The 12,585-nt window shown below is 66.1% G+C and carries 9 protein-coding genes and 1 pseudogene; 5 read left to right on the top strand and 5 right to left on the bottom strand.

Annotated features, from left to right (window positions below; translation table 11 throughout):
- The 3 genes and pseudogenes from ACIQ09_RS19625 to dnaA all read right to left on the bottom strand — a co-directional run.
- A pseudogene (locus ACIQ09_RS19625) lies at positions 1 to 221 on the bottom strand (hypothetical protein); the annotation flags it as partial.
- A 204-nt stretch (positions 222 to 425) separates the two neighbouring features.
- The gene (dnaN, locus tag ACIQ09_RS19620; protein WP_398313686.1) at positions 426 to 1,532 is read right to left on the bottom strand and encodes a DNA polymerase III subunit beta; all 1,107 of its coding nucleotides are present in this window, start codon (positions 1,530 to 1,532) and stop codon (positions 426 to 428) included.
- Between the two features lie 84 nt (positions 1,533 to 1,616).
- Positions 1,617 to 3,077, bottom strand: coding sequence for a chromosomal replication initiator protein DnaA (gene dnaA / locus ACIQ09_RS19615; protein ID WP_398313684.1), 1,461 nt, complete (start codon positions 3,075 to 3,077; stop codon positions 1,617 to 1,619).
- A gap of 307 nt (positions 3,078 to 3,384) precedes the next feature.
- Between dnaA and rpmH the strand changes: the two genes are divergently transcribed.
- The 5 genes from rpmH to mnmE all read left to right on the top strand — a co-directional run bounded on the left by rpmH (position 3,385) and on the right by mnmE (position 7,188).
- On the top strand, positions 3,385 to 3,519 hold the full coding sequence (gene rpmH, locus ACIQ09_RS19610; RefSeq protein WP_296407741.1) for a 50S ribosomal protein L34: 135 nt from the start codon (positions 3,385 to 3,387) through the stop codon (positions 3,517 to 3,519).
- A 76-nt stretch (positions 3,520 to 3,595) separates the two neighbouring features.
- Entirely contained in the window at positions 3,596 to 3,955 is a 360-nt protein-coding gene (rnpA, locus tag ACIQ09_RS19605; protein ID WP_398313681.1) for a ribonuclease P protein component, read from the top strand.
- Entirely contained in the window at positions 3,952 to 4,161 is a 210-nt protein-coding gene (yidD, locus tag ACIQ09_RS19600; RefSeq protein WP_398313679.1) for a membrane protein insertion efficiency factor YidD, read from the top strand. The genes rnpA and yidD overlap by 4 nt, the downstream gene beginning before the upstream one ends.
- A 50-nt stretch (positions 4,162 to 4,211) precedes the next feature.
- Positions 4,212 to 5,861 (top strand): membrane protein insertase YidC, encoded by a 1,650-nt coding sequence (yidC, locus tag ACIQ09_RS19595; RefSeq protein ID WP_398313677.1) that lies wholly within the window; start codon positions 4,212 to 4,214, stop codon positions 5,859 to 5,861.
- Positions 5,842 to 7,188: a tRNA uridine-5-carboxymethylaminomethyl(34) synthesis GTPase MnmE gene (gene mnmE / locus ACIQ09_RS19590; protein ID WP_398313675.1), complete on the top strand. Its 1,347-nt coding sequence runs from the start codon at positions 5,842 to 5,844 to the stop codon at positions 7,186 to 7,188. The genes yidC and mnmE overlap by 20 nt, the downstream gene beginning before the upstream one ends.
- Positions 7,189 to 7,211: 23 nt before the next feature.
- On the opposite strand, the gene ACIQ09_RS19585 is transcribed toward mnmE, so the two are convergent.
- Both ACIQ09_RS19585 and ACIQ09_RS19580 read right to left on the bottom strand, forming a co-directional pair.
- Positions 7,212 to 8,492 (bottom strand): TIGR02679 family protein, encoded by a 1,281-nt coding sequence (locus ACIQ09_RS19585; protein WP_398313673.1) that lies wholly within the window; start codon positions 8,490 to 8,492, stop codon positions 7,212 to 7,214.
- A partial coding sequence (locus ACIQ09_RS19580) for a TIGR02680 family protein (RefSeq protein ID WP_398313671.1) occupies positions 8,489 to 12,585 on the bottom strand: 4,097 nt, incomplete at its 5' end. The genes ACIQ09_RS19585 and ACIQ09_RS19580, both read right to left, overlap by 4 nt.

Genomic DNA, 12,585 nt, shown 5'->3' with positions numbered 1-12,585 from the left:
GCGTGGATGGTGATGACGATGTCGTCGCAGTGGCCGGCCAGGGCTTCGTCGATGGCGTTGTCGACGACTTCGAAGACCATGTGGTGCAGGCCGGTGCCGTCGGAGGTGTCGCCGATGTACATGCCCGGGCGCTTCCTCACGGCCTCCAGCCCTTCGAGCTGCTGGATGCTGGATTCGTCGTAGTTGTCGGCGGGTGCAGGTTGTTGCGGCGTATCGGACATGGCGTTCTCGGTTCTGCTAATGGTTTCCGGCGAAGTGCGTTGCCTGCCGGCTTTGTCGTTTCTGTTTCAAGGACAAAGAGTCAAGGCGCGTGAAGAAACCGTAGCGAGCGCGTCGAGGTCGCGATGAGGAGCGGAGCCGTACTGGAGTACGGCGAGCACCGGAATCGCGAGATCGGCGTGCGCAGTAGGTTTATTCATGCGCCGTCAGATGCGCATGGGCATGACGACGTACTTGAAATCGGCGTTTTCGGCTAGGCCGAAGAGGGCGCTGGCGTTGCCGTCGTTGAAGCGGATTTCGATCTCGTTGGCAGAGACGTTGGTGAGCACGTCGACGAGATAGGTGACGTTGAAGCCGATGTCCAGGCTGTCGCCGGTGTAGTCGACTTCCAGTTCTTCCAGTGCTTCTTCCTGCTCGGCGTTGGTGGACACGAGCTTGAGGCTGCCTTCGGAGAGCATCAGGCGCACGCCGCGGAATTTCTCGTTGGTGAGAATGGCGGCGCGTTGCAGGGACTGCAGCAGGGCTAGGCGGCTGGCCTTGACCAACTTGGGGTGGCCCTGGGGGATGACGCGCTCGTAGTCGGGGAACTTGCCGTCGATGAGCTTGGAGATCAGTTCGATGGTGCCGAAGCGGAAGACGATCTGATTGCCCACCAGGGTGACTTCCAGGGGGTCGTCGGAGTCGGCCAGCTGGCGGGCCAGTTCGACCACGGTCTTGCGCGGCAGGATCACGTCGGTGCGGGCGTAGTCGCCGACCAGCGGGGACGCAGCGTAGGCCAGGCGGTGGCCGTCGGTGGCGACCATGCGCAGCAGGTTGCCGGCCACCACCAGCAGCAGGCCGTTGAGGTAGTAGCGGATGTCTTGCTGGGCCATGGCGTACTGCACCAGGGCGAGCTGCTTCTTGAAGGCTTTTTGCGTGGTGGTGAAGTGCACGCCTTCGCCTTCGGGCGGGGCCAGCCGGGGGTAGTCGGCGGCGGGCAGGGTCTGCAGCTGGAAGCGGCTCTTGCCGGCTTTCAGGGTGATGCGCTTGTCGTCGAGGGTGAGGCTGACGTCGGCGGTGTCGGGCAGGGCGCGCAGGATGTCCTGCAGCTTGCGGGCGCCGACGGTGATGGCCACGTCATCCGAGCCGAGGGTGGCGGGGGTGCTGTTGCGGATCTGGATCTCGATGTCGGTGGCGAGAAGCGTGAGGGCGTCGCCCTTCTTCTCGATCAGGACATTGGAGAGGATGGGCAGGGTGTGGCGTTTCTCGACGATGCCGGACACCGATTGCAGCGGGGCGAGAAGGGCGTCGCGGGGCGCAGTGAAAAGCAGCATGGACTCAGGTCTCCGTATCTTATTTACAGGGGCAGGCGCGTGCAGCGGGCGTCCGTCCGGCAATCTTGGGGGCGAAAGGTTTCATCAGCCGCGCAGCACCTGGGTGAGAACGTGCAGGTCGTGGTTGAGCTGGGTGTCGCCGAGGCGCAGTTCGGCGATGGTGCGGCAGGCGTGCAGCACGGTGGTGTGATCGCGGCCGCCGAAGGCCTCGCCGATGGCCGGCAGGCTCATGGGGGTGAGATCCTTGGCGAGGAACATGGCCACCTGGCGCGGCCGGGCGATGACCCGGGTGCGTTTCTTGGAGTGCATGTCGGCGACCTTGATCTTGTAGTAGTCGGCCACGGTCTTCTGGATGAACTCGGCGGTGAGCTGGCGGTTGTGGGCGTTGAGGAGATCCTTGAGGGCCTCCTTGGCCACTTCCAGCGTGACTTCCTTGCCGTGGAAGCGGGCAAAGGCCAGCACCTTCTTGAGGGCACCTTCAAGCTCGCGCACGTTGGAGCGGAGGTTTTTGGCGATCAGGAAGGCCACGTCCTCGTTGAGGGCGATGCGCTCGACTTCGGCTTTCTTCTTGAGAATGGCGACGCGCATCTCCAGTTCGGGCGGCTCGATCTGCACCGTCAGGCCCCAGTCGAAACGGGAAATCAGGCGGTCTTCGAGGCCCTGGACGTCCTTGGGGTAGGTGTCGCTGGTGATGATGATCTGCTTCTTGGCCTCGGTGAGGGCGTTGAAGGCGTGGAAGAACTCTTCCTGGGTCCGGTTCTTGTTATTGAAGAACTGGATGTCGTCGATGATCAGGACGTCGAGGGAGCGGTAGTAGCGCTTGAAGACGTCGAAGGACTTCTGCTGGTAGGCGCGCACCACGTCGGCGTAGTAGTCCTCGGCATGCACATAGCGGATGACCTTGCGCGGGTCGGCCTTGAACACGGTGTTGCCGAGGGCGTGGATCAGGTGGGTCTTGCCCAGGCCGACGCCGCCATAGATGAACAGCGGGTTGTAGGACACGCCCGGGTTCTGGGCCACCTGCAGGGCGGCAGCGCGGGCCAGGTCGTTGGCGCGGCCGGTAACCAGGGTGTCGAAGGTGAAGTCGGGGTTGAGGCGCGACTTGTCGTAGTTGGCGGTGTCGGCGGACACCGGCGCTTCGGCCGCGGTGCTGCGGATCACCGCAGGCGCCGACGCTGCGCTGTTGGCACTGCTGGAGCTGGGGGCCGAAGGCGCGCTGGCCGGTGCGGGTGCACTGGGCGGCGGCGGGCTGGCACGGCGCAGGCCGCCGGCCGGGGCCAGGCTGACTTCGATGGTCGGCAGGCCGCCGAAGAATTCCTCGCCCAGCTCTTCGATGCGGCGCAGGTAGCGGTCACGCAGCCACTGGCGATGGAAGTTGGACGGCGCCACCAGACGCATGCCGGCTCCGTCGTCACCGGCAAGCTCTTCGGCACGCAGGGGGAGGATCCAGGTCTTGAACTGCTGGGCGGGCAACTCTTGCTCCAGACAGTTCAGGCAATGCGTCCAGAACGCAGCGCATTGGGGCGACGATGAGGCTTCGGGCACGATATTGGGCGGGTGGTTTCTGAGTGCAGAACGCGCGCCGGATATATGTTTCCGGCGAACTCAGGCCTGGGGCCGGAGCGGCCAGATTCGCGCGCGGGGGGCGTCTGGCCAAACGCGTATTGTACCTGCGCGGAGGGGACTTATCCACAGCTTCAGGTGGTGCCGGAGGTACGGCCGATGGGCCTGTGGGAAGTTGCAGATGCACGCATACAGGCGGGTGTTTACCAGGGGTGGATAAAACCTGCTTGACAAACAGTGGGTTAACCTATCAAATTGCGCGTTTGACTCAACTTTTCGGGCACGAAAAATGAAACGTACTTACCAACCGTCCGTCGTCCGTCGCAAGCGCACCCACGGCTTCCTGGTTCGCATGGCCACCCGTGGCGGTCGCAAGGTCATCTCCGCTCGCCGCGCCAAGGGCCGTCATCGCCTCGCCGTCTGAGGCTCGCCTTCAGGCCGATCCTGAAATTCCTTCCCCGGCAGGCGGCACCAATGGCCCGTCGGATGAAGCGGAACACTTGGCAGGATTCGGCTTCGGCGCGTCTTTGCGACTGCACAAAACGGATGAATTTTCATCCGTTTTTGCTTTTCGGCGTGTCGTTCGCGGGCGTTACTTCGCTCTCCACTACTGCCCTGGTCAGGCCGACACGGCCCGGCTTGGTGTAGTGGTGGCGAAGAAGCTCGCCAAGCGGGCGGTGCAGCGCAATCTGCTCAAGCGCATCGGTCGTGACGTGTTTCGTCATGCCCGTGCAAGCCTGCCGGCCTACGATCTGGTGTTACGATTGTCGGCCAAGGTTGCTGACGTAAGCAAACGCTCCCTGCGCGAAGACATGCTCGCTCTGTTTGAACGCCTGCCCAAGCAAGGGGTGGCTAAATGAAGCAAGTCCTGTTGGCGTTGGTGCGCTTCTATCGCTACGCCATCAGCCCCATGCTGGGACGCAACTGCCGTTTTGTGCCGTCCTGTTCCGAATACGCCCTCGAGGCGGTCGAACGCCATGGCGCCCTGAAGGGGTCGTGGCTGGCCGCGCGGCGCGTGTGCCGTTGCCATCCGTTCAGCGGTGGTGGCTACGATCCGGTACCCTGAGCAGCGCTTCCGAACCCTTCCGCCCCAACTCCTTCCTGACACTGACTCCGATGGACAACCGTCGCCTGATCCTCCTTCTCGTCTTCTCGTTTTCCCTGGTCATGCTGTGGGACGGCTGGCAGAAGCACAACAAGCCCCCGGTACCGGCCGTTGCCGCGACTGCCGATTCTGCAGCCGGCGTACCCACGCCGACGCCGGGCGCTGCGGCAGCCGGCACCCCTGCCCTGCCGGGCCAGAGTGCCACGGCGGCCGCGCCGGCGGTGGTGGTCCCCAAGGCCGTCATCCGCACTGATGTGCTGGTGGCGGAAGTCTCGGCCCAGGGCGGTGATATCGTCCGGCTCGAGCTGACCCGTCACAAGTCCTCCGAAGATGCCAAGCGCAACTACGTGCTCTTCGACAATGGGGAAAAGCACAACTATGCGGCCCAGACCGGCCTGATCGGCAACGGTCTGCCCAATCACAAGACCCTGTTCAACCTGGCCACCTCCAGCCTCGAGCTGAAGGACGGCGAGGATGCCGTGACCCTGCGCCTCGACGCGCCGGCCACCGCCGATGGGGTCAAGGTGAGCAAGCTGATCACTTTCCGGCGCGGCAGCTACGTGGCCGATGTGAGCTACGAGATCGCCAACGGCAGCGCGGCATCCCTGGCGCCCCACGCCTACTTCCAGTTCACCCGTGACGGCAAGCCGGCCGAGCAGCCCGGTGGTTTCGGCGTGCAGACCTTCACTGGCCCGGCCTTCTACACCGAAGCCGAGAAGTACCAGAAGGTCTCCTTCGAGGATGTCGCCTCCAAGAAAGCCAAGTTCGTCACCAAGGCCTCCGACGGCTGGGCGGCAATGGTGCAGCACTACTTCGTGGCCGGCTGGGCGCCCGCCGAGGGCGAGCGCGAGTTCTTCGCCAACCAGGTGAGCTCCGATCTCTACTCTGCTGGCGTGATCGTGCCGGTGGCGGCCATTGCCCCGGGCCAGAGCGGCAAGCTGTCCATGCCGCTGTATGCCGGCCCCCAGGAGCAGAGCCGCCTCGAACAGTTCGCCAAGGGCTTTGACCTGGTGGTGGACTACGGTTGGCTGACCATCATCGCTGCGCCGCTGTTCTGGGTGCTGGAGTGGTTCCACAAGCTCACCGGCAACTGGGGCTGGGCCATCATCCTGGTCACCATCGCCCTGAAGGCCCTGTTCTTCCCCCTGTCCGCCGCCAGCTACAAGTCGATGGCCAAGATGAAGACCCTCGGCCCGCGCCTGCAGCGCCTGAAGGAGCAGTACGGCGACGACAAGATGAAGATGCAGCAGGCCATGATGGACCTGTACAAGCGCGAGAAGGTCAATCCCCTCGGCGGTTGTCTGCCCATCCTGATCCAGATCCCCGTGTTCATCGCTCTTTACTGGGTGCTGCTGGGTGTCGTGGAAATGCGCGGTGCGCCCTGGCTGGGCTGGATCCAGGATCTCTCCGTGCAGGATCCGTACTACATCCTGCCGCTGGTCATGGGTGCCACCAGCTTCATCCAGATGAAGCTCAACCCGGCGCCGCCTGATCCCATCCAGGCCAAGGTGATGATGATGATGCCCATCCTCTTCACTTTCATGTTCCTGTGGTTCCCGGCAGGTCTGGTGCTGTACTGGGTGGTCAACAACACCCTGTCCATCGCCCAGCAATGGCAGATCAACCGGATGATCGCGGCCGGTGGCAAGCCGGCCGAGTGAGTGCATAGCGGCGATAGCCACCGCCCCCGGGCGCGGTGGCATCGGCGTGGTCCGGATCTCCGGGCCGAGTCTCTCCCCGCTCGCGGCCGCCCTTGGTGGTCGCGAGCCGCAAGCCCGGATCGCCCAGTTCGCCCGTTTCCGTGATGGCAGCGGCGGGCTGATCGATGAAGGCCTCCTCCTCTACTTCCCGGCGCCCCACTCCTTCACCGGCGAAGATGTCATCGAGCTCCAGGGCCATGGCGGCCCGGTGGTCATGCAGATGCTGCTGGCCCGCTGCCTCGAACTGGGTGCCCGTCTCGCCGAGCCCGGTGAATTCACCCGTCGCGCCTTTCTCAACGGCAAGCTCGATCTGGCCCAGGCCGAAAGTGTTGCCGATCTCATCGAGGCCTCCACGGCCGCAGCAGCCCGCTCGGCGGTCCGTTCCCTTACCGGCAGTTTCTCCCGCGAAGTCCAGGGCCTGTGTGAGCGCCTGATCGACCTGCGCATGCTGGTCGAGGCGACCCTCGATTTTCCCGACGAGGACGTGGACTTCCTGATCGAGGCCAAGGCCTTCGAGCGCATCGAGGTCGTCGCTGCCGAACTGCGCGCCATCCTCGACCGCGCCCGCCAGGGCAGCCTGCTGCGCAATGGCCTGCATGTGGTGCTCGTTGGTCAGCCCAACGTCGGCAAGTCCAGCCTGCTCAACCGCCTCGCCGGTGAGGAGCGGGCCATCGTCACCGACATCGCCGGCACCACCCGCGACGCCCTGCGCGAGACCATCCAGATCGAGGGCATTCCCCTCCACATCATCGACACCGCCGGGCTGCGCGACACCACCGACGAGGTCGAGAAGATCGGCATTGCCCGCACCTGGCAGGAGATCGCGCGCGCCGACGTGGTGGTGCGCCTGGTAGACGTGCGGGCCGGTCTCACCGAGGCCGATGCCGCCATTGATGCCCGCCTGCCGGCCGGCGTCGAACGCATCACCGTCTTCAACAAGGTGGACCTGATGGCGCGTTCGCCGGAGCGCACCGAGGACGCCGCCGGCATCAGCCTCTATCTCTCCGCCAAGGCCGACCAGGGCGTCGAACTGCTACGTGCCGAGTTGCTGCGGGTGGCGGGCTGGCACCGCCACGGGGAAGACGTGATCCTCGCCCGTGAGCGCCACCTCATCGCCCTGCGCGAAGCGCTCGCCCGGGTCGAGGCCGCCCTTGACGCCCGCCATGCCCTCGAGCTGATGGCCGAGGAACTGCGCCTGGCCCAGGAAGCGGTCAACGAGATCACCGGGGAGTTCACCCCGGATGACCTGCTCGGGGTGATCTTCTCGCGCTTCTGCATCGGAAAGTAAGGCTCAAGGCCTGTTCGATTTCTTCAGCCATCCTGGCATAGATCGCTGAGGAGGCTGGCGGCGACGGCCTCCTCGGCAACTGTCAGCCCATGTGTATCCATGGCCGCACGCAGTCCGACATCCCAGATAGCTTCGATTCCGGAAGCAGCCAGATCGCGCGGTCGTGGTGGAGCAGCCATCACTGCCGCGAGGTAGTCGGCGTGGCCGAAGCGCCAGGGGGTCGCCTGCCAGGTGCGTATGACGTGGTTGCCGATGGCAATGCCGGGCCAGTCATAGTCGCCGTGGTAGTGCAGGTGGGCGCCGGCGGTGGCCAGTTGGTCCAGCAGGATGCGCTGTGCGGCAGCCGGCATGCCGTCGGTACAGATCAGCGGTGCGCAGTCGGCGCCGAGGCGGTCGGCCGCGATGGCGACGAGGTTCGGGTTCTCGCAGACGTAGATCCGGCGGCCGGCGACGGGCCAGGTGTGGGTCCGGCGCAGCAGTTGCCGTAAAGACAGGTAGCCGGGCTCACCGGGTACCCAGGTGCATGGGGCGTCCGGTGCCGCTGGCAGATTCAGCAGCAGCGCAGGGCGGGCCAGTTCATTGACGAGGATGCCTGCCCTGGCCCAGACCTCGCGCCGGCGTTCGTCGGCACGCTCCCTGTCTCTCGGGTCAGCATCGGTCTGCGTTTCATCCATCCCGGCGTCGGCCGTGCTGCTTCTTTCATGGTGGCGCCAGGCCGCCAGCACCAGGCTTGCCACCGGCCGCGCGGTATCCAGGGCATGGGCGTCGCCCAGTGTTTCGGCAGCCAGCTGCGAACGTGCTTGCCCCTGCGCCGGCAGGCGGCAAAGCACTGCGTCGGCAGCGGCGAGCAATTGTGCCGCGCGCTCGGGATCGCGTCCCAGGCGCTTCAGCAAGGTCAAGGCGGCTGGTGTATCGAGCCAGGCGCGCAGGCGTGGCCCCGCTTTGGTCAAGGTGGGTAGTGCGGACCAACGGGCCTGTAGCTCCCGCTGCAGTCTGGCTTTCGGGACGATCGGGCCTTCCAGCAGCTCCAGTGCATGGCGCAACGAATCGGCCAGGCCAGCGGCGCGCAACCGTGCATCAAGGTCGGCGATGTCCAGTGTCATTGAACGCGCCGGGCGCGAGGGCCGGCCGGTCAGCTGGCACAAGGCCGCGTGCGTGGCGATGTCGAGTCCGTCCATGCGGATGGGCGCGGGTGCTGCGTCGGGTTCGGCATTTTCGAAACGGTGGCGCAGCCGCTGGCGTACCATGGCCAGCCTGGGGCCGCCGAGCAGGCGCTGCAGGCGTGGGTCCGGTGTGGATGTCATGGGGGCGGAAATCTGCGGTCGGGATCCTCTTCGAGGCGCTTGGCACGGCCGTCCCAGGTCCAGCGTGAGACGAACACCGCGTCGATGCCTTCACGACGCTGCAGCTGGCAGATCGCTACGCCCGGCAGTTCGGCGTAGCAGGCCCACTCGCGTTCGCTGGTGATGACGAAGTCAAGGTCGAACTCGCGCACCAGCCCCATGCAGTGTGCGCGGGCTGTATCGTCAATGCCGGCGAAGGCTTCGTCTAGCAGCATCAGCCGGGGCGCCAGCGGGTTGCCTCCGTGGCCGTAGAAGCTGGCGATGGCGGCAAAGAGCGGTACGGTGAGACCCAGCGCCCGTTCGCCGCTCGAGGCCGGCCCGGACAGTTTGCGCCACTGGCCGTCCTGCTGGCGCTGGATGCGGAAGCGGTGCCAGTGCCGGTAGTCCAGAGCGCGGGCCAGCTGGTCGATCAGACTTATGCCTTCGGCATCTTGGTCGGCGCGGGCGCGTTCGGCGGCAATCTGCTGCTGCAGCATCACACCCACCGTGCGCCGGTCTTCGGCCGACCACAGATCGGCACTGGTGTTGAGCAGGCGCTTGCGGGCACTCTCCAGACCGGCAGGCGCACCCTCCTCGGCCGACAGGGGTTCCCACTGCAGGCGATAGCGCACGCCGGTGGAGGTCGGGCGCTTGTGCAGTTCGGCGTTGATCGCGTTGACGCGTTCGTCGGCGGCACGCATCAGACGCTGGATCTCGGCCGCGATCTCGGCCTGCAGGTGGTTCTCCAGCACCTCACGCTCACGCGCCGACAGCAGTTCGCTGCGCTGGGCGATGTCGTCGGCCAGCAGCCGCGCGAGTGCATCCGGGCGTTCGCTGCGGTTCTGGTACTGGATGGTGACCGTGATGCCCCAGTCGTTGGGTTCGGAGACGGCCTGATGGCCCAGGGCGCTCAGGCCGCGCTGCAACTCGCTCAGGTCTTCCGAGATGAGCTTCTGGATGCGAGTCCAGGCGGCTTCGTCATCGGCGACGTGGGTCAGCGCCTGCTCGATGCGGCGGGCCAGGTTCAGCGCCGGGTCCACGCTCCAGTGCTCAGGCAGCTCCAGATCGGGCAGCGCGGACACCAGGAGGCCGCTGGCGGCGAAGTGGCGCAGACGCTCCGCAGCTTCAGTGCGGATGAGGTTGCGCTCGGACAGTGTCTGTTCGGCTTGCTCGGCGCGCGAGGCAGCGACAGCATGCGCTTTCTGTGCCTCGCCCAGTGCCTTGACGCAGTTTTCGTTCTCGCGCTCAACGTGATTGCGCTCGGCAAGAGCGGCCGTCAGCTTGCGTCGTAGTTCGTCGACCTGCTGGCCGACAGATTGCCGCAGGGTCTCGAAGTGTATCTGTGCCTGCGCGGCTTGCTCCTCGGCCAGCAGCAGGGCTTCTTTGGCGTGTTCGAGTGCCAGGCGTGCCTCGTCCGTGCGTTGCTGCTGTTCGAGGTGATCGGGCCAGGCGCGCTGCCATTCAAGTGCGGCCTGTACAAGTAGTCCCTGGGCCTGGTCGAAGTGCTCCAGGGCCTTCTCGGTCGCGGGCAGGTGCTCGGCTTCGGGTGGCAGGCGCAGATCGGTCGCATCGCGCCACACTTGCTGGCGCAGTGCCTGCAGGGCCAGTTCGTCTTCGCGGTAACGTTTTTCGGCCTGCGCCAGCCGTTGCCGGGCGCGATCGGTTTCGCGCCCCGCCGAGGTGGCCGCTGCGATGGCGTCGTGCAGTGGCCGTTCGGACGGTGCGCCCTGCCCTTCGCGTTCGGCCTGCAGCCGGTCGGCATCCAGCGCAGCGGACTGGCGGTCGAGTTCCGCATCCGCCGCATCGAGTGCGGCCAGGGCGGTGGCGATGTCTACGAGCCGTTGCCGACGGGCGCGCTCGCGGGCACTGTGGCCGATGTAGCACGCTTCCGGCTTGTGCCAGGCCCCTGCCAGTGCCCCCATGCGGAAGCGACCAGGCGACAACCAGTTCTCGGCCTCAAGCGGATCCTCGGGACCGTAGGCCACGCCGCCCAGCAGTGCGCTCAGTATTGGCGCTGTCACCGGGCAGTTGTCCGGTAGGGCGGGGAGCAGCGCGTCATTCAGGCTGGCGCCGGCCACCGGTCCGCGCTGGAGCCAGCTGGCATCCAGCAGGGGTTTGCCCTGAATGTCGCTCAGCGAGCCGTCGGGCGAGATCCAGGCGTCGAGCAGGCCGCAGGCTTCCAGCGCAGCCTCCAGGCCGGCGCGCTCGGTCGCCTCCAGGTGGGGATGAAAATCCACCAGCTGCCACAGGGGTGCGCCCGGCCGCTCTGCACGCACGCCGCCGGCACGGGTGGCGGGTTCGGGCGGTCTTGCAGCCTCGCCGGCGCTCAGCCGCGCGTGCTCGTCTTCCAGTTCTCCACGCTGCTTGCGCAGGGTCTCGCGCAGGGTGAGGTGCTCGGCCTGGCGCTGGGCATGGTGGTGCAGGGTGGCTTGCCATGCTGCGGACAGTGCCATCTGCGCCGGGTTGTCGCCTTCGGGGCGGAGTGTCCAGTCAGCCAGTCTGCGCAAGGCGTCGTCGGTATCGAGGTGCAGCTGCACCAGGTCTCCGCAGTGTGCGGACCACGCGTCCACCAGGGCCTCGCCCGTCTGTTCGGCGTGCTTGTCGGCCCGCTCACGCTGCGCAAGCGCCTCCTCCAGTTCGTTACGGGCCGCCAGGGTCATTCCCTGGGCACTTACCAGCACGGCTTGCTGCTGGCCGACCTCGGCATGGCGGTGACGGAGATGGGCGATGTCCTGCCGGCGCCGTGACAAGGCACTGCGCAGGGCGCCAGTGGTCGCCTGGGGGTCTGGTGGCGTTTCAGCCAGGGCTTCGGTACTCGATGCCAGAAGCGGATTGTCGACAACTTCTGCCTCCAGGCCGATGGCTTCCGCTGCTTGCAGGGTGCGGCTGCGGGTGGACTCCAGTTCATGGCGCGCGCGTGCCGCGTGTCCGGACCGTTGTTGGCTGCGCTGGGCTTCGCGTTGCAGGGTTCCGTGGGCGGCGTCATGGTGGCTGATCGCGCGCTCCACGGCCTTGGCGCGTTGATTGGCCTCGTTCTCTGCCTGGGCAAGGCGATTGGCGTCCTGGTTGGCCGGGTCGCTCTGCAGCGTTTCGACCTTTGCGCGTGCGGCGGCCCAGGCTTGCCTGGCGAGCTCTTGTGCAGCGCTGGCATGGGCTTCCGCCTCCTGCGCCTGCTCACGTAGGGTCTGGGCCTGGTTTCGTGCCTCGCTGGCATTGTCGAAGCCGGTCTGTGCCTGGCGCAGCTCACGCGCCTGACGGCGTGCAAGCATGCCGGCGTAGCCGCGGTAGCGCCGCTCGAACTGGGTAATGGCGTGCTCTAGCCGGCGGGTCTCTTCCAGCTGCTTGCGGTCCTCTTCCAGTTGATTCAGCGCCTCGGCCACGTCGGCTAGCAGCTCGGCCAGCAGCGGCGGCAATGATTCGCTCAGCGCGTTGGACAGGCCGGCCTCATCGGGCTTCTTTGACAGCTGCGGTTGGCGCAGCTGGATCAGGGTGTCCATCAGCGCGTCGTAGCGACGCGCACCGAGGTGGAACAACCTTTCGTCCACCGCACGGCGATAGCCCTGCGCACTCTCGAATAATTGTCCCCGGCCGCCCAGCGCTTCGCGCAGGCGCTCGCGCGTGAGCACCTGCCGCTGGGCGGTGGTCAGCCACAGATCCTGGCCGATGCGTGGGTCCGGGCCCGTGCCGTCGCCTTCCATCAGGAAAAACCAGCTATCCACCTGTGCCCGACTGGCCACCGCGGACAGGCCGACACCCAGGGTCAGATAGTGCATGCGGCCGTCGCGTTCGCGCCGGCCGAACTCGATCCAGCTGTAGCCGATACGGCGTGGGTAGCTGCCCAGCAGCAGGTTCCAGGCCATTTTCTTGCCGTTGTCGCCATCGGGTTCCACCCGTGACGGACGCAGTTGCGCGTCGAACAGCAGCGGCAGGGTCAGTGACAACACCTTGGACTTGCCGGTGCCGTTGTTGCCGCGAAGTAACAGATGGCCGTCGTGGAACCAGAATTCTTCGCTGTCGTACTGGAACAGCTCGACCAGTCCCAGGCGCAGCGGTTGCCAGCGCTCGCGTCGGGGCT

The organism is Zoogloea sp., assembly GCF_044344315.1.
GTDB lineage: Bacteria > Pseudomonadota > Gammaproteobacteria > Burkholderiales > Rhodocyclaceae > Zoogloea.
The sequence above is the reverse complement of the archived record's forward strand: the minus strand, read 5'-3'. Positions and strand labels throughout refer to the sequence as shown.